The sequence below is a fragment of the Rhodoferax sp. TS-BS-61-7 genome (assembly GCF_002943465.1).
GTDB lineage: Bacteria > Pseudomonadota > Gammaproteobacteria > Burkholderiales > Burkholderiaceae_C > Allorhodoferax.
Map to the genome: position 1 here is coordinate 212,380 of NZ_PTQY01000002.1, position 16,728 is coordinate 229,107.

16 protein-coding genes are annotated in these 16,728 nt (G+C 57.8%); 9 read left to right on the forward strand and 7 right to left on the reverse strand.

Going from position 1 to position 16,728, the window contains the following annotated elements:
* Nucleotides 1–2: 2 nt before the first annotated feature.
* Both C5F53_RS06830 and C5F53_RS06835 read right to left on the reverse strand, forming a co-directional pair.
* Complete coding sequence (locus tag C5F53_RS06830; protein ID WP_105260615.1) at nucleotides 3–431, reverse strand: biopolymer transporter ExbD; 429 nt, start codon at nucleotides 429–431, stop codon at nucleotides 3–5.
* Between the two features lie 26 nt (nucleotides 432–457).
* Nucleotides 458–1,084, reverse strand: coding sequence for a MotA/TolQ/ExbB proton channel family protein (locus C5F53_RS06835; RefSeq protein WP_105260616.1), 627 nt, complete (start codon nucleotides 1,082–1,084; stop codon nucleotides 458–460).
* A 231-nt stretch (nucleotides 1,085–1,315) separates the two neighbouring features.
* Here C5F53_RS06835 and xseA point away from each other — a divergent pair, with 231 nt between their 5' ends.
* From xseA to C5F53_RS06850, 3 genes are all read left to right on the forward strand, one after another.
* Nucleotides 1,316–2,614 (forward strand): exodeoxyribonuclease VII large subunit, encoded by a 1,299-nt coding sequence (xseA, locus tag C5F53_RS06840; RefSeq protein WP_105260617.1) that lies wholly within the window; start codon nucleotides 1,316–1,318, stop codon nucleotides 2,612–2,614.
* 44 nt (nucleotides 2,615–2,658) lie between these two features.
* The gene (locus tag C5F53_RS06845) at nucleotides 2,659–3,240 is read left to right on the forward strand and encodes a superoxide dismutase (RefSeq protein ID WP_105260618.1); all 582 of its coding nucleotides are present in this window, start codon (nucleotides 2,659–2,661) and stop codon (nucleotides 3,238–3,240) included.
* 246 nt (nucleotides 3,241–3,486) lie between these two features.
* Nucleotides 3,487–5,724 (forward strand): NADP-dependent isocitrate dehydrogenase, encoded by a 2,238-nt coding sequence (locus C5F53_RS06850; protein ID WP_105260619.1) that lies wholly within the window; start codon nucleotides 3,487–3,489, stop codon nucleotides 5,722–5,724.
* A 102-nt stretch (nucleotides 5,725–5,826) separates the two neighbouring features.
* On the opposite strand, the gene C5F53_RS06855 is transcribed toward C5F53_RS06850, so the two are convergent.
* Nucleotides 5,827–6,282, reverse strand: coding sequence for a DUF192 domain-containing protein (locus C5F53_RS06855; protein ID WP_105260620.1), 456 nt, complete (start codon nucleotides 6,280–6,282; stop codon nucleotides 5,827–5,829).
* Nucleotides 6,283–6,453: 171 nt separating this feature from the next.
* Between C5F53_RS06855 and icd the strand changes: the two genes are divergently transcribed.
* From icd to clpA, 3 genes are all read left to right on the forward strand, one after another.
* Entirely contained in the window at nucleotides 6,454–7,707 is a 1,254-nt protein-coding gene (gene icd / locus C5F53_RS06860; protein WP_105260621.1) for an NADP-dependent isocitrate dehydrogenase, read from the forward strand.
* 171 nt (nucleotides 7,708–7,878) lie between these two features.
* On the forward strand, nucleotides 7,879–8,235 hold the full coding sequence (gene clpS, locus C5F53_RS06865; protein ID WP_148666396.1) for an ATP-dependent Clp protease adapter ClpS: 357 nt from the start codon (nucleotides 7,879–7,881) through the stop codon (nucleotides 8,233–8,235).
* A gap of 79 nt (nucleotides 8,236–8,314) precedes the next feature.
* Nucleotides 8,315–10,636 (forward strand): ATP-dependent Clp protease ATP-binding subunit ClpA, encoded by a 2,322-nt coding sequence (gene clpA, locus C5F53_RS06870; protein WP_105260622.1) that lies wholly within the window; start codon nucleotides 8,315–8,317, stop codon nucleotides 10,634–10,636.
* 71 nt (nucleotides 10,637–10,707) lie between these two features.
* Here clpA and C5F53_RS06875 read toward each other — a convergent pair whose 3' ends face one another.
* Both C5F53_RS06875 and C5F53_RS06880 read right to left on the reverse strand, forming a co-directional pair.
* Nucleotides 10,708–11,196, reverse strand: coding sequence for a DUF1499 domain-containing protein (locus tag C5F53_RS06875; RefSeq protein WP_105260623.1), 489 nt, complete (start codon nucleotides 11,194–11,196; stop codon nucleotides 10,708–10,710).
* 71 nt (nucleotides 11,197–11,267) lie between these two features.
* Complete coding sequence (locus C5F53_RS06880; protein ID WP_105260624.1) at nucleotides 11,268–12,311, reverse strand: extracellular solute-binding protein; 1,044 nt, start codon at nucleotides 12,309–12,311, stop codon at nucleotides 11,268–11,270.
* A 124-nt stretch (nucleotides 12,312–12,435) separates the two neighbouring features.
* On the opposite strand from C5F53_RS06880, the gene C5F53_RS06885 reads away from it, so the two are divergent.
* The 3 genes from C5F53_RS06885 (at nucleotide 12,436) to C5F53_RS06895 (ending at nucleotide 14,677) form a co-directional block, all read left to right on the forward strand.
* Complete coding sequence (locus tag C5F53_RS06885; RefSeq protein ID WP_105260625.1) at nucleotides 12,436–13,326, forward strand: patatin-like phospholipase family protein; 891 nt, start codon at nucleotides 12,436–12,438, stop codon at nucleotides 13,324–13,326.
* A gap of 141 nt (nucleotides 13,327–13,467) precedes the next feature.
* A complete protein-coding gene (locus C5F53_RS06890; RefSeq protein WP_105260626.1) occupies nucleotides 13,468–14,082 on the forward strand; it encodes a hypothetical protein in 615 nt (204 codons plus the stop codon).
* Nucleotides 14,072–14,677 (forward strand): hypothetical protein, encoded by a 606-nt coding sequence (locus C5F53_RS06895; RefSeq protein WP_146097317.1) that lies wholly within the window; start codon nucleotides 14,072–14,074, stop codon nucleotides 14,675–14,677. The genes C5F53_RS06890 and C5F53_RS06895 overlap by 11 nt, the downstream gene beginning before the upstream one ends.
* Nucleotides 14,678–15,066: 389 nt before the next feature.
* Here the strand turns inward: C5F53_RS06895 and C5F53_RS06905 are convergent, their stop codons facing one another.
* Together C5F53_RS06905 and C5F53_RS06910 are read right to left on the reverse strand one after the other, a co-directional pair.
* The gene (locus C5F53_RS06905) at nucleotides 15,067–15,843 is read right to left on the reverse strand and encodes a hypothetical protein (RefSeq protein WP_105260629.1); all 777 of its coding nucleotides are present in this window, start codon (nucleotides 15,841–15,843) and stop codon (nucleotides 15,067–15,069) included.
* A 244-nt stretch (nucleotides 15,844–16,087) separates the two neighbouring features.
* Complete coding sequence (locus C5F53_RS06910) at nucleotides 16,088–16,678, reverse strand: hypothetical protein (RefSeq protein WP_105260630.1); 591 nt, start codon at nucleotides 16,676–16,678, stop codon at nucleotides 16,088–16,090.
* Between the last annotated feature and the right edge of the window lie 50 nt (nucleotides 16,679–16,728).

A 16,728-nucleotide genomic window follows, 5' to 3' on the forward strand; every position in this document is an offset into this window, starting at 1 on the left:
TTTTACTGGCCGCCCGCCTGGGCGGAGGACTGGGTGGCGAAGGTGATCTGGTTGAGTCCGGCGCGCCGGGCCGCTTCCATCACGGTGACCACGGCCTGGTGTTTGGCGCTGGCGTCGGCACTGATGATGACCACGGTGTCTTTGCCCGCTTTGGTGTTCTCGGTCAGGGCGATGGCCAAGCTGTCCAGGTTACGACCTGCGATGGCGTTGCGGTTGATGCTGTAGCTGCCATCGGCACTCACCGCGACGATGAGTTCCTTGGGGTAGTCGCGCTGCGCATCGGTGTCGGCCACCGGCAGCTTGAGCTGCAGCTCGGTGAACTTGCTGTAGGTGGTGGACAACATCAGGAAGATGAGCACCACCAGAAGCACGTCGATAAACGGAATCAGGTTGATCTCGGGCTCGTCCTGGCGGTGGCGGCGAAAGTTCATGGTGTGGCGTCTATAAAGGGGCCGGCTTACTTGCGCATGGCCTTGAGGTGCCGGTTCAGGTGCTCGGCCGCTAGTTCCAGCGTCAGCAAATAACCATCAACGCGGGCGCGGAAGTAGCGCCAGAAAATCAGCGAGGGAATGGCCACGATCAGGCCAAAGGCAGTGTTGTACAGCGCAATCGAAATGCCGTGTGCCAGCTGCGCCGGGTTGCCGCCCGTGCTGCCACCAGGAGCCTGTGAGCCAAAAATTTCAATCATGCCCACCACGGTGCCAAACAGTCCCAGCAGGGGTGCGGCCGATGCGATGGTGGCCAAGGCACCCAGGTAATGTTCCAGGCGTTGCGTGACGCGTCGGCCCGCACCTTCCATGGTGGCGCGCACATCGTCTTCCGAGATATGGGGGTCGGCATTCACGGCGCGCAGGCCGCTGGCCAGCACCTCGCCCAAGGCCGAGTTTTTTTCGAGCTGGGTGACCACGTCGGGTGCCGGCACGCTGGTGCGGGTGACGCTGAGCACTTCTTCCAGCAGGCGGGGGGGCGCTACCTTGGCGACTTTAAGACTGATAAATCGTTCAATGACGATGGCCAGGGCCAGGATGGAGCAGGCAATCAAAGGCCAGATCGGCCAACCCGCGGCTTGTATGATGGAAAACAAGAGTGAAACCCCACGCAGAGTAAAAAGCTGGCTGATTATGGCGTACCCCGGTGTGTCCATTTTTCACAAAATGTGTGGATAAGTATGTGGGCAACTGCACCTGCCAAGCCCTCCAGGCCCATCTGCATGCGGGTGCGAACAGTTTGATGACAAATACAGCAGTGGAAAAACCAATCAATTCAACAACTTGCTACGCACGCCCGTGCGCTGGCGCCTGCCGGAGCCGTGTGTATGCCCGCGTTTGAGACCGAGCTCCCGACACGGCGGGTGTGGCCGGTGTCGGCCCTGTGCCGTGCCTTGGCCGATACGCTGGATGCACGTTTTAACCCGGTGCGAGTCACTGGGGAGCTGGCCAGCTTCACGCGGGCCAGCAGTGGCCACTGTTACTTCACCCTGAAAGATGCGCAAGCCCAACTGCGATGTGCCATGTTCAAGCGGGCCTCGTCCCAGCTGGACTTTGCGCCGCGCGAAGGCGAGCTGGTGGAGTTGACCGGGCGTCTGGACATTTATGGCCCGCGTGGCGATTTGCAGTTGATTGTGGAAAGCATGACGCGCCAGGGGCAGGGCAACCTGTTTGAGCAGTTCATGCGCCTCAAGGCGACGCTGGAAGCCGAAGGTTTGTTTGACGCCGCACGCAAACGGGCATTGCCCGCCGTGCCGCGCACCATCGGTCTGGTGACCTCGCTGGGCGCTGCGGCCTTGCACGATGTGGTGACCGCCCTGCGCCGACGGGCGCCCCATGTGCAGGTGGTGCTGGCGCCAGCCCTGGTGCAAGGGGAGGGGGCGGGCCCCGCGTTGGTGCAGGCGCTGGAGTCGCTCTACCGTTACCGGGGCGCGCAGTCGCAGGGCGTGGATGCCATTTTGCTGGTGCGGGGTGGCGGTTCCATGGAGGATCTGTGGGCCTTCAACGACGAACAACTTGCGCGCACGATTGCGGCCAGCCCGGTGCCCGTGGTCAGTGGTGTGGGGCACGAAACCGACTTTACGATTGCCGACTTTGTGGCCGATGTGCGGGCGCCCACGCCGACGGCAGCAGCCGAGATGGTGAGCCCCGCAACCGAGCAGCTGCTAGGCTTGGTAGACAGCCAGCAGGACCGCCTGCAGGCGGCCCTGCTGCGCGTGGTGGACCGGCAGTCGCAACGCCTGGATGGCGTCTCGGCACGTCTGGGGCGGCCTTCGTCCATCGTCGCGCAGCGGAGTGCAGGGCTGGTGGCTTTGCGGCAGCGCATGCTGCAGGCTGTGGTGTCCGATGTGCAGTGGAAGCGCTCCACCTGGCAGCATGCCCAACAACGCCTGTTGCCCAGCCTGACGCGTGCCCACCAAGTCCAGCAGGAGCGCACAGCGCGGGCTGGCTTGCGCCTGGAACTGCTGGACCCCAGATTGGTGTTACGCCGGGGTTATGCCTGGCTCAGCGATGCGTCGGGACAGGCCGTGACACGGGTGGCCCAGCTCCAGCCGGGGGACCGCTTGCGGGCAACCCTTGCCGACGGTGCGGTTGATGTTCAGGTCAGCCAACAGGCGGCCAATTAGTTTCTACAATCCCATTTTTCTTGCTAACCAACCCAGAGGACTCCATGGAACATACCTTGCCCGCCTTGCCCTACGCGATCGACGCTTTGGCTCCCGCTTACTCCAAAGAAACCTTGGAGTTCCACCATGGCAAGCACCACAATGCCTACGTGGTGAACCTGAACAACCTGCAAAAGGGCACCGAATTCGAGAGCATGACGCTCGAAGAAATCATCAAGAAGTCCAGCGGCGGCATCTACAACAACTCTGCCCAGATCTGGAACCACACCTTCTTCTGGAGCTGCATGAAGCCCGCTGGTGGTGGTGAACCCACAGGAGCGCTGGCAAACGCCATCAATGCCAAATGGGGCAGCTATGCTGCTTTCAAGGAAGCCTTTGTCAAGTCGGCTGTGGGCAACTTCGGTTCCGGCTGGACCTGGCTGGTGAAAAAGCCCGACGGCTCCGTGGATATCGTGAACACCGGTGCCGCCGGCACGCCCCTGACCACCGCTGACACCGCGCTGGTGACGGTGGACGTGTGGGAACACGCCTACTACATCGACTACCGCAATATGCGCCCCAAGTTTGTCGAGACTTTCCTCGACAAGCTGGTGAACTGGGAATTCGCGGCGCAGAACTTCGCCTGAGTGTTGCCCTTGCGGCGCCTGAAAGGCCAACAGGGCAACCTGTTGGCCTTTTTTACGGCAGGGCGTACCGTGGGCTCAAAAAAATTTCATCAGAATGAAGTTAAATTCCGCATCGTGAGAATGCATTGCAAAAAACAGGGTTTGGGTCAGACCGCTGAAAGCACAATCACGCACTATCCGGTTAACAAAGCCGGTGGGTAGTGCAGACCCACGGCGCCACCCCTATCTATTTTTTGGAGACAAGAGATGAGTACCCAGCAACCCACCATCATCTACACCCTGACCGATGAGGCACCCCGCCTGGCCACGGCGTCCTTTTTGCCCATCATTCGCACCTTTGCTGCGCCTGCGGGCATCCATGTGACCGAGAGTGATATCTCGGTGGCGGCCCGGGTGCTGGGTGAGTTCCCCGAATCTCTGCCCGAAGACCAACGGTTGCCCAACACCTTGGCCGAGCTGGGCAAGAAGACGCTGCAAGCCGATGCCAACATCATCAAGCTGCCCAACATCAGCGCGTCCGTCGGCCAGTTGCAAGCCTGTATCAAGGAGCTGCAATCCAAGGGTTACGCCATTCCGGACTATCCCGAAGCGCCCAAGACTGACGAAGAAAAGTCCATTCGCGCCCGTTATGCGCGCTGCATCGGCTCCGCCGTGAACCCTGTGCTGCGCGAAGGCAACTCGGACCGCCGCGCGCCCAAGGCCGTGAAGGAATACGCGCGCAAGAACCCGCACAGCATGGCCGAGTGGAGCCAGGCCTCGCGTTCACACGTGTCACACATGCACGCCGGGGACTTCTACCACGGTGAAAAGTCCATGACGCTGGACCGCCCCCGTGACGTCAAGATGGAGTTAATCACCAAGAGCGGTCAGACCATCGTGCTCAAGTCCAAAGTGTCGCTGCTGGACCGTGAAGTTATCGACAGCATGTTCATGAGCAAAAAAGCGCTGCTGGAGTTCTACGAGAAGGAAATCGAAGACGCGCGCAAGACCGGCGTGATGTTCTCGCTGCACGTCAAGGCGACCATGATGAAGGTGTCGCACCCCATCGTGTTTGGCCACTGCGTCAAGATCTTCTACAAGGAGGCGTTTGAAAAACACGGCGCCTTGTTCAAAGAGCTGGGTGTTAACGTCAACAACGGCATGGCCGATCTGTACACCAAGATCGCCACCTTGCCGCAAAGCAAGCAGGACGAGATCAAGCGCGACCTGCACGCCTGCCACGAGCACCGCCCCGAGCTGGCCATGGTGGACTCTGCCAAGGGCATTACCAATTTCCACTCGCCCAACGACATCATCGTGGACGCCTCCATGCCGGCCATGATCCGCAACGGCGGCAAGATGTGGGACGCCAATGGTCGCCTGAAGGATGTGAAGGCCGTGATGCCTGAATCGACCTTTGCGCGCATTTACCAGGAGATCATCAACTTCTGCAAATGGCATGGCAACTTTGACCCCAAGACCATGGGTACCGTGCCTAACGTGGGCCTGATGGCGCAACAGGCCGAAGAATACGGTTCACACGACAAAACGTTTGAAATCTCGGAAGACGGTGTGGCCAACATCACCGACTTGGCCACGGGTGAAGTGCTGCTGAGCCAAAACGTGGAAGCCGGCGACATCTGGCGCATGTGCCAGGTCAAGGACGCAGCGATCCGCGACTGGGTCAAGCTTGCCGTCAACCGCGCGCGCAACTCGGGCATGCCCGTCGTGTTCTGGCTCGACTCCTACCGTCCGCACGAAGCGCAGTTGATCACCAAGGTGAAGATGTACCTGCACGAGCACAACACCGTAGGCCTGGACATTCAGATCATGAGCCAGGTGCGTGCCATGCGCTACACCCTGGAACGCGTGATCCGTGGCCAAGACACCATCAGCGCCACTGGCAACATCCTGCGTGACTACCTGACCGACCTGTTCCCCATCATGGAACTGGGCACCTCGGCCAAGATGCTCTCCATCGTGCCTTTGATGGCGGGTGGCGGCATGTACGAAACCGGTGCGGGCGGCTCTGCGCCCAAACACGTGCAGCAATTGGTGGAAGAAAACCACTTGCGCTGGGATTCGCTGGGTGAATTCCTCGCGTTGGCCGTGTCGTTGGAGGACTTGGGTCTGAAAACGGGCAACGCCAAGGCCGCAGTGTTGGCCAAAACGCTGGATGCTGCGACGGGCAAATTGTTGGACAACAACAAAAATCCGTCTCCCAAAACTGGCCAGCTCGACAACCGTGGCAGCCAGTTTTACCTGGCCTTGTACTGGGCGCAGGAACTGGTCGCGCAGACCGACGATGCCGCACTGGCGAAGCTGTTTGCGCCCTTGGCCAAGCAATTAACCGACAACGAGCAAACCATCGTGGCGGAGTTGGCTGCGGTGCAAGGCAAGCCAGCGGACATCGGTGGGTATTACCTGCCCGACACCAGCAAGCTGGACGCAGTGATGCGCCCCAGCCAGACGCTGAATGCCGCATTGGCATCGGTAAAAGCGTAACGGTGTGTGGCGGGCCTTAGGGTCTGCAGCGCAATGTTCAAAGCCCCTTCAAGCTTCGGCTTGAAGGGGCTTTTTCATGGTGCGAGAGCGGTCAACGGTGTCTTATTTACGGCTCTCAAAGGGTGTCCCACCAAGTTTGCTGCCTGCTTTGAAGCCGCGTTTGGCAAACCAGCCTTGGTTCATTTCCAGTACGTAGCGTACCGGTTTGCTGGCGCAATGGGAGTCCGTTGTTTGCGGCTTCATGTCGGCGAGGTTGACGATGGTGCCGTCATCGGCCACAAACGCGGCCGTCAGAGGCAGCAAGGTGTTTTTCATCCAGAAACACAAGCCAGAAGCTTGTTCAAAGATAAAAAGCATGCCTTCGTGCTGCGGCATGTCTTTGCGGAACATGAGTCCGATGGTGCGCTGGTCCGAGGTTTGCGCCACTTGTGCGTCGATGAGGTGCATGCCGGCCGTGAGTTTGACGCGTGGCAAATTGGTTTGGGGGGTGTCTTGCGCGAGTGCAGGACCTGCCAGTGCCAGGCAGAGCGCAGCCAAGTAGCTACTGAAAGATTTCATGCGTTGTCCGTTTGCGGGTTGGTGGGCGGGTGTTTGAATTGTGCGCCATGCGCGGGAGAGGCTGGGCGGGATTTACAACTAGAATTCTGACGTTCAAGTCCATGCACTCGCCATTCGTTTGTGGTGTGTGGCGTCACATTGTTAGCGCACCGAACCCGGAGTTCCGTTTCTATGTACCAGCACATCAAGGTGCCTGCCGAAGGCCAAAAAATCACCGTCAATGCCGACAAAACATTGAATGTGCCGGACCATCCCATCATTCCTTACATCGAAGGTGATGGTACGGGGCTGGATATCACCCCGGTGATGCTCAAAGTGGTGGATGCGGCAGTCGCCAAGGCCTATGGTGGTGCACGCAAGATTCAGTGGATGGAGGTCTACGCGGGTGAAAAGTCCACCAAAATTTATGGCCCCGATGTCTGGCTGCCCCAAGAGACACTGGACGTGGTGCGCGAGTACGTGGTATCGATCAAAGGCCCACTGACGACACCGGTGGGTGGCGGCATCCGCTCACTGAACGTGGCGCTGCGCCAGGAGCTCGATCTCTATGTGTGCCTGCGGCCGATTCAGTACTTCAAGGGTGTTCCCAGTCCGCTGAAGGAACCCGAGAAAACCAATATGGTGATCTTCCGTGAGAACTCGGAAGATATCTACGCAGGCATCGAGTTTGAAGCGGAGTCTGACAAGGCCAAGAAGCTGATCAAATTCCTGCAAGACGAATTCGGCGTCAAGAAGATTCGCTTTCCCAACACCTCCGGCATCGGCATCAAGCCTGTGTCACGCGAAGGAACAGAACGTTTGGTGCGCAAGGCCATTCAGTACGCCATTGACAACGACAAACCCAATGTGACGATTGTGCACAAGGGCAACATCATGAAGTTCACCGAGGGTGGCTTCCGCGACTGGGCCTATGCATTGGCACAAAAGGAGTTTGGTGCGGAGCTGATTGATGGTGGCCCCTGGTGCAAGTTCAAGAGCCCCAAGTCGGGCAAGGACATCACCATCAAGGACAGCATTGCCGATGCCTTTTTGCAGCAAATCCTGTTGCGCCCGGTGGAGTACAGCGTGGTGGCCACCCTCAACCTCAACGGCGACTACATCTCCGACGCATTGGCTGCTCAGGTGGGGGGCATTGGGATTGCCCCTGGTGCCAACTTGTCGGATACCGTGGCCATGTTTGAGGCCACCCACGGCACGGCGCCAAAATATGCGGGCAAGGACTATGTGAACCCCGGGTCCGAGATCCTGTCAGCGGAAATGATGTTGCGCCACATGGGCTGGAAAGAAGCGGCCGATCTCATCATCAGTTCCATCGAGAAGTCCATCGCCAGCAAAAGAGTGACGTATGACTTTGCCCGCCTGATGGACGGTGCCAAGCAGGTCAGCTGCTCCGGCTTCGGCCAGGTCATGATCGACAATATGTGAGACGTGTTGTGCGGGCGCTGCGTGCAGCGCCTCGTCGGCCCCGAAAACCGCTGTGGAGCTAGGCTGCGCAGCGGTTTTTTTCTGGCGCGGCTTGAAACCTGAAATTTTGTCACCAACTCCAAACAACATCGCCAGCGTGTACACCAGTAAGCGCCCGATAAAATCTCACGCATGGCTACCAACAAACCCACCAAACCGATGATCTCGCCGCCCTCTACCGGAGACGGGGACGGCTCTGTCGTGATGGAGCGCCTGACACAAAAGGTGCAGCCGCCTTCCATGTACCAGGTGGTGATGCTCAATGACGATTACACCCCCATGGAGTTTGTGGTGGTGGTGATTCAGGAGTTTTTTGGCAAGGATCTGGAGGCCGCCACGCAAATCATGCTCAAGATCCATTTGGATGGGCGGGGCGTTTGTGGCGTGTATTCCAAGGACATTGCGGCGACCAAGGTAGACCAGGTCATGGAGGCGGCGCACAAAGCCGGTCACCCTCTGCAGTGTGTGAGCGAGCCGGTCGATTTGTAGGGTATTTGCGGCGTAAGCGCTTTGCGCGACGTAAAACGCATTACAGTTATTCAACACAGCAAGGCAAAAAGGAATTCATATGATTGCCCAAGAATTGGAAGTCAGCCTGCACATGGCGTTTGTCGAAGCGCGACAGCAGCGACATGAGTTCATCACCGTAGAGCACTTGCTGTTGGCCTTGCTCGATAACCCCAGCGCTGCCGAAGTGCTGCGGGCTTGTGCGGCCAACATCGACGATCTACGCAAATCCCTGAGCAACTTCATCAAGGACAACACGCCCCAGGTGGCGGGTAGCGATGAGGTGGATACCCAGCCCACCCTGGGCTTTCAGCGCGTGATCCAGCGCGCCATCATGCATGTGCAGAGCACCGGCAGTGGCAAGAAAGAAGTCACCGGCGCCAACGTATTGGTTGCCATCTTTGGCGAGAAAGATTCACACGCGGTCTACTACCTCCACCAGCAGGGTGTTACACGCCTGGACGTGGTGAACTTCATTGCCCACGGCATCAAGAAAAGTGATCCACCTGAAGCCGCCAAGTCAAGCGAAAACCCCGCTGAAGCAGAAGAGGGCGGGGCTGAGAAAAGCGAGAAAACCTCGCCTTTGGAGCAGTACACCCAAAATCTGAACCAGATGGCCAAAGACGGGAAGATTGACCCGCTGATTGGCCGTGAGTACGAGGTGGAGCGGGTTATTCAAATCCTCTGCCGCCGCCGTAAAAACAACCCACTGTTGGTGGGTGAGGCGGGTGTGGGCAAGACAGCGATTGCCGAGGGCCTGGCTTGGCGCATCTCCCAAAATGAGGTGCCAGAAATTTTGGCCGATTCGGTCGTCTACTCCTTGGACATGGGCGCCCTGTTGGCGGGTACCAAGTACCGCGGCGATTTCGAGCAACGCCTCAAAGGTGTTTTGAAAGCTCTCAAGGACCGGCCCAATGCGGTGTTGTTCATTGATGAAATCCACACGTTGATTGGTGCAGGTGCTGCTTCCGGCGGTACGCTGGATGCTTCCAATTTGCTCAAGCCCAGTTTGAGCTCGGGTCAGCTCAAGTGTATTGGTGCCACCACCTTTACCGAGTACCGTGGCATTTTCGAGAAGGATGCTGCGTTGTCTCGCCGTTTCCAGAAGGTGGATGTGGTGGAGCCCACCATCGACCAGACCGTGGAAATCCTCAAGGGTTTGAAGTCCCGTTTCGAAGAGCACCACAACGTCAAATACGCGTTGGCTGCGCTGCAAGCCGCCGCAGAGTTGAGCGCGAAGTACATCAACGACCGCCACTTGCCGGACAAGGCGATTGACGTGATTGACGAGGCCGGTGCCGCCCAGCGTATTCTGGCGCCCAGCAAACGCAAGAAGACCATCAGCAAAACCGAGGTCGAAGAAATCGTGGCGAAGATCGCGCGTATTCCTCCGGCCAATGTGTCCAATGATGACCGTAGCAAACTCAAGACACTGGAACGTGACTTGAAGAGTGTGGTGTTTGGCCAAGACAAGGCGCTCGATATCCTGGCCTCGGCGGTCAAGATGGCGCGCTCCGGTCTGGGCAAGGGTGACAAGCCAATTGGCTCCTTCCTGTTCAGCGGCCCCACGGGCGTTGGCAAGACCGAAGCGGCCAAGCAGCTGGCTTACATCATGGGCATTGACCTGATTCGTTTTGACATGAGCGAATACATGGAGCGCCATGCCGTGAGCCGCCTGATTGGTGCGCCCCCGGGTTATGTGGGCTTTGACCAAGGTGGTCTGTTGACCGAGGCTGTGACCAAGAAGCCGCATGCGGTGCTGTTGCTGGATGAAATTGAGAAAGCCCATCCGGACATCTTCAATGTGCTGCTGCAGGTGATGGACCACGGGTCTCTGACCGACAACAATGGCCGCAAGGCGGACTTCCGCAACATCATCATCATCATGACGACCAACGCGGGCGCCGAGACGATGAACAAGGCCACGATTGGCTTCACCAATCCGCGTGAAGCGGGCGACGAGATGGTGGACATCAAGCGCCTGTTCACGCCCGAGTTCCGTAACCGACTGGATGCCATCGTGGGCTTCAAGGCGCTGGACGAGGTGGTGATCCTGCGGGTGGTCGACAAGTTCTTGCTGCAGTTGGAAACCCAACTGGCCGAGAAAAAAGTGGACGTTACCTTCACCGACAAGTTGCGCAAGCACCTGGGCAAAAAAGGGTTTGATCCACTCATGGGCGCACGCCCCATGCAGCGTCTCATTCAAGACACGATTCGCCGTGCCTTGGCGGATGAGTTGTTGTTCGGCCGTCTGGTGGATGGGGGGCGACTGACTGTGGATCTGGACGATGCGGTGGCCGACAAGACCGAAGTGATTCTGGACATACAGCCCCTGCCCAAGAAGGAGGGCAAGTCCAAGCCTGAAGAGGCTACGGCGGGCTGATCGCTGCCGTTGACGGCCAAAAGAAAATGGGGCGCTTTAAGCGCCCCATTTTTATGACCCTTTCCGCGCCATCAGCTGGCTTGAAACTGGGCCCGAATAGCTTCGATGCGCTGTCGATTCACGCCAAAGTCTTTGCGTCCAATACGGCTTGCAGAGCGTACATGGATCTTTTGGTTGGTGGCATCCAGCCAGAATTCAACATCATCGGTAAAGCGCAGTAGCTTTGTCGTGCTTTGGACATACAAGTAGTCATCGGTTTGCGACATGATGACCGTGCCTGTTTGGGCTTGCACCACGCTAGCCAGTTTGGCCATGGCTGCTTTGGCATTCCCTTGGTAATCCAGGGGGGCAATGGCCGCATATTGGGCTTGCGGATGGTCTGGATACAGATCTGCCTGGCTGCTGACACTATTGGGTGTGCGGGCGGGCGGCTTTAGTCGCCCGTCTTTGAGACCCAAGTCAGAGGGTGTCGCCCCTTTGAGCATACCCAGTTGGCCCGCCAGAAACAGCAGCGCTGCAATGACGAAGACCAGCAAAGCAATGAACCAAACGACTTTCATAGCGAACCCTCTCCCAGCAAGTGTGATGGTGTGCGCCTTGCCGCAAGGGCAGGGCGCACACAAATCCTAGCTTACTTGAAGCCCACGCGGTCCAGCATTTGCTGAACCTTCACTTGGTTCATGCCCACCACACTGATGGGAATGGTTTCGCTCTTGAACGAGCCACCACCCATGGCTTGCAGCGCAGGGTTGTTGGACTTCACACCTTTGGCGGTGGGCCACTCATTGTTGCCGTTCGCAAAGTGTTCTTGGGCGGAGGGGCTGGCCAGGTATTCGAGGAATTTGACGGCATTGGCCACGTTCTTGGAGTTCTTGGCGACTGCGCCACCGGCGATGTTCATGTGGGTGCCCCAGGAAGCCTGGTTGGGGAACACCACGCCGATACGTTCAACTACGGCTTTGTCTGCAGGGACCTCTGAGCGCATCAAGCGGGCCAGGTAGTAGGAGTTGGTGACCGCAATGCCGCATTCGCCGCTGGCAACCGCCTTGATCTGGTCCGTATCGCCGCCCTTGGGCGCGCGCGCCATGTTGTCGACCATGCCCTTGAGCCATTGTTCCGCTGCAGCGTCACCCAAATGCTCGGCCACAGAGCCGAACAGAGACAGGTTGTAGGGGTGGGAGCCGGAGCGGATGCACAGCTTGCCTTTGTTCTTGGCGTCACCCAACTCCTGGTAGGTGTCCACATCGTCTTTGTTGACCTTCGCCTTGTCATACACAATGACGCGTGCGCGGGTGGAGAAACCATACCAAGGTGTGCCACCATCGGCAGCTGTTTTGCCGCGCAACTGTGCAGGTATGGCGTCTTCGAGCAACTTGGACTTGACGGGCTGGAACAGGCCATCCACTTCACCTCGCCACAGGCGGCTGGCATCTACCAGCAAGATAATGTCGGCGGGGGATGCGGTGCCCTCTGCTTTCAAGCGCGCCAGAATGCCCGCATCATCGGCGTCCACCCGGTTGAGCTTGATGCCGGTGGCCTTGGTGAAGTTGGTGTACAGCGCCTCATCCGTGGGGTAGTGGCGTGCTGAATAAATGTTCAGCGTTTGCTCTTGCGCCATGGCGCCGGTTGCGCTAACGGCCATCAGTGCGGCCAGGGTAATGCGAGAAATTTTCATGGTGTGTCGCTCGGATGTTGTGGGAACCAGCCGCATCATAGAACAAACACGAATCATTCGTAATAAAGGTAAATTGATGCTAGTCACGGAGTGGGTGAAAAGAGTTTGGGCGACGCCGGTTGTCATGTGCGCGGTCTGCGTTTTGGTGGGGTGTGCGTCTGCCCCAGTGGTTGATACACCGGTGGTGGATGCCAACCCTTCGGTGCCCGTGGTGCCGCCCATGGTGGTCAAACCGCCTCCCAAAATAGGCTTGGCTCTGGGCGGTGGTGCTGCGCGCGGGTTTGCCCACGTGGGCGTGATCCAGGTGCTGGAGGAGAACGGCATACGACCCGCCTTGGTGACCGGCACCTCTGCAGGCAGTCTTGTCGCCGCCATTTATGCCAGTGGCAAGACTGGAGCCCAGTTGCAGCGTGTGGCAGAAACCATGGAAGAGGCCGCCATTGCCGACTGGACCCTGCCGATCTTCAGCCGCGGCATGTTGCGGGGCGAAGCATTGGCCCGTTATGTGAATACCCAGGTCGGTTCGCGCCGCATTGAGGACATGCCGCTGCCCTTGGGCATCATTGCCACCGATCTGAACACCGGCAAGGACGTGATCTTCCAACGTGGGGATACGGGCACGGCAGTGCGCGCCTCCAGTGCCGTGCCAGCCGTGTTTCAGCCGGTCAAAATTTCAGGGCGTGAGTATGTGGACGGCGGGCTCGTCTCGCCGGTGCCGGTAGGGGCGGCGCGCAAGATGGGCGCTGATTTTGTGATTGCGGTGGATATTTCCAGCCCACCCGAGGGCAGTCTGACCGGCGGTACGCTGGAAATCCTGCTGCAAACCTTTTCCATCATGGGCAAAAGCATCAACACCTTTGAGCTGCGTGATGCCGATGTGGTGGTTCGCCCGGCCCTGCAGGGCATAGCCAGTTCAGACTTTAGTGCCCGTAAGCGCTCCATCGACGCTGGCCGCCAGGCCATGCTGCGGGCTATCCCTGAACTCAAGGCGGCGTTAGCCGCCCGCATGCGCTGAAGGGGCGATTTTGGCGGGGCGGGTGTTATATCGCTGATGACCCTTGCCCCGTAATTGGGTCCATCAAAGGGGTCCGATAGGGCTGAAAACGCCAAAAACGGTGGCTGTACAGGGGTAACGTTGCTCATATGTCCGCCAAAAATGTCCCTCGACCACGCCTTTCGCACCCGTACGCCACCCGAAATCAAGTGGCTTTTAAACGAGCGCGCTGCTGTTGCCGGCACCCTGCAACGAAGCATCGAGCGCCAACAATCGCTCCAGCGCAGGCTAAAGAAGCTCCAACACAGCTTGGTCCTGTGCGCAAAGGACCTAAATGCCGCACAAGAAACCCAGATTGGCTCCCGACGCACTTTAGAAGCCCTGGATGTCGCCATAGACCTTGTCGACAAACGAGTCAGCCCCGCGGCCGCCGGAGTTGTGAACGCCACGCAAGGCAAGTACGGCGAATCTGGGGGCCTGCGCAAGTACATAGGCCAAGCGCTGGAGGCCGCATACCCGTCACCGGTCGCCATGGTCGACCTCATGGAATCTGTCATCACCCAATTTGGAGTCAAAGCAGCAGCCCCTGCAGACAGGAAAGCTTTACGCAGCTCCATACGTGGCGCCTTGCAGTGGCTGCTGCAACAGGGTCGCGCCGAACCATTGCACGCAAAAGTCTCCAACAACAGTGGGCTCTGGCGCTGGAAAGCAGAAGACGACTTTCCGTCATTCGAGCAAATGGCTCAGGACGAGTGGGAGCTTCACCGTGGTGAGTAGAACCCCTCCTGATATCAAATGGCTGCTGAACGAACGGGCGGCCCTCGCCGGAGAGGTGGAGAAGGCGTTGGCCAAGCAGGCTGTTCTTGCCCACAAAAGAGACCGCCTTCGAAACCAGCTGGCAGTCGTTTTGAAAGCAATGGAGCGTTCCCAGGTGGCGCAAGCACGCAGTCAAGCCTCCTTGGACGCTCTTGACGCCACCATGGGGATTGTGAACAAAGGGGTCAACCCGGGCGCAGGAGGTTCCGTCTGGGCATGGGCGGGCAAGTACGGCAGCCGCGGCGGTCTGGGCGAATACATCGCGCGGGTTCTGGAAGGCGCGGCGCCTGAGCCCGTTACGACTTCGGTGCTCATCGACCTTGCCTCGAGGCAATTCGGTTTGGTTTTGTCCACACCTGCAGAGCGTAGGAGCTTTAGGAAATCGGTCAGTAGTGCCCTGACTAGTTTTCAAAAGCGCAATCTGATTGAGGCCGTGCATGACCGGAAGGCGGGTTCGCATGGGCTTTGGTGCTGGCGTGAGGAGTTTCCAACGTTTGCGGAGATGGCTGCGCAAAGCGGTATCGGGTTGGTGACGGTGCGAGCGGAGGTGTCTTAGTAATGGCACTGACGATGACGCGCACCAGGACGCAGACGACGCTTACCAAGTTGGCGGAGATGGTCGCAAACGTCCATGGGGAGCTTGCGTTCTTGGAAGGGTTGCTTGCCGGGGAAGGTACTGCCGGCGGAGCGCAGGGCGCTGGGCGTACGCAGGAGCTTTGTCCTGAGGTTCGGATGCGGTTGGATGCACGTCGGGAGAGGCTGCTTGCCGACAGAGATGCGCTCTATGCGACGGTGAGGCAGTTTGATGCATCTATTGCCCCGGAGTGCATTGGGACGGCTGAGGGGTGGCGAAAGGGATTTGGGCGGGTTCGCGCGGGCAGTCGATTGCTAACAGAGCGCTACATACAGCGACTGTTGCATTAGCCGCAAAAATGCACCGCGGGCCTAAAAGGGCGCGCGCAATAGCTCACGACTTACTTGCCAAAGTGCAAATGTCTTAGTCACTTCCTTGGCGAGTAGCGTCGGGGCCCCCCTCGTAATCAGTTTTCCAAGCTGGAATCCAAGGGCACTGCCCAAAATCAGAGCGCCGAAGATATTGAAAAGCTCAGCTATGGCCCACGTAACAAATGCCCACACGACAAAAGTAACGCCGAAGCAAAACATGACTAGAGACATGCGTACCCCTGCTGAAATCATTGCATCCGTTGAAATGCTGTCGGAGACGACGACCCCCAATTGTTCGGTATTCGAAATATCAAATTCTGGCGCAAGCAGGGCATGGATTTCGATGGTGGCAGCCAAGACGCTCAGGGCTGCACCTAGGTTAATGCCTTGAGTCGTAATAATTTTTTCCGTTAACTCAGCAACTCGTTTTCGTCGTTTATGTTTTCCCACGGGTATTGGGGCTACGGCAGCAACGACGGCGGAGACGTCAGAAAGGCTGGCGCCTTGGGTAATCGCCCAGCGTATTGTTTCAGCAATCGCCAATTGACACCAAGCGACATCAAGGCCTAACTTCTTTTCTATCTCTGCGCGAAGCCATGACTTTGGTGAGTTGGCATTGCGAGCCAACACTTGAATTGTCACCAGCGATTTATGTCGATGCTCCGCCTGAGCGGCCTTGACAATTGCTTCCTTGGCGCAGTTAGGGCTAGGCGTTAGTTGCCACATGAGTTCGAGTGCAACTTTTAGATTGGCTCGGTCCTTGAAGTATTTTTTCATGTCTCGACGTGTTAGCTGTGTCACCACGTGAAGGCACCTTGTTTATCTCGAAGACAACAAGCGAGGGTTGGGGCGAATTTCGCACGGTATGGCCCAGTGCGGTCAATTTCGTCACATCCGCTCGGGTTTGGAAACTGTTTCTTCTCGTGCGAGGGAGAGGATGCATCAGACCTGAATTTGACTAAATCAGCCGGACGCCGCGACAAATAAGGAAGGCTCGAGGACTGAGTCCTCGAGCCATTCACTAAATCAAATTAACCACCCGCAGAGTGTGCATAGTCCCGCGGGCTTCGTCGATAGGCTGTTCGCATTTGAAGTACTTCCACTTCTGGTGAAAGAACTTCCAATGTCGTGCATTTAGCGCGCGTTCAAAAATACCAATTCCAGGTACTGTTGGCAGAGTTTCGGCATCTACTATTCGTTCCGTTTTTTCAAACAAAACGCCGTCTAAGCCCAATTCAATGTTTGCAAAAGCCATTGCTAAATATCTAGCCCTATCGTTGCAAATGCTTCCATGAACTGAGTCGGGAAAAAGCTTGTAAAAGGCGTCAGTCAAATGTACAAATCGCCTCGTATACAAGGGGCCGTTAGGGGGATAGGGGTTCTGCTCAATTTTGGCGTAGCCCTTGGCTTCAGCCCAGTCATTGAGATGTTCACCTTCTTCAACAGAAATGCTCTCAAAGGACAATAGCTGATGGCTCGGATTTTGAAACTCAAGCAGGGGGGCTTTTGTTTTCAAAACAGCAGCCCAATCCGCGGGGCAGGGTGAGAGTGAAAGGGCGCCACCGTGATAGGAGTCTCCGCCAAAGTTGGAGCCCTGCAACTTCTTGTCCATTGAGCCGATGTGAAAAAGTCGGTCAAACCTAACAATTTTCATATTTCCTC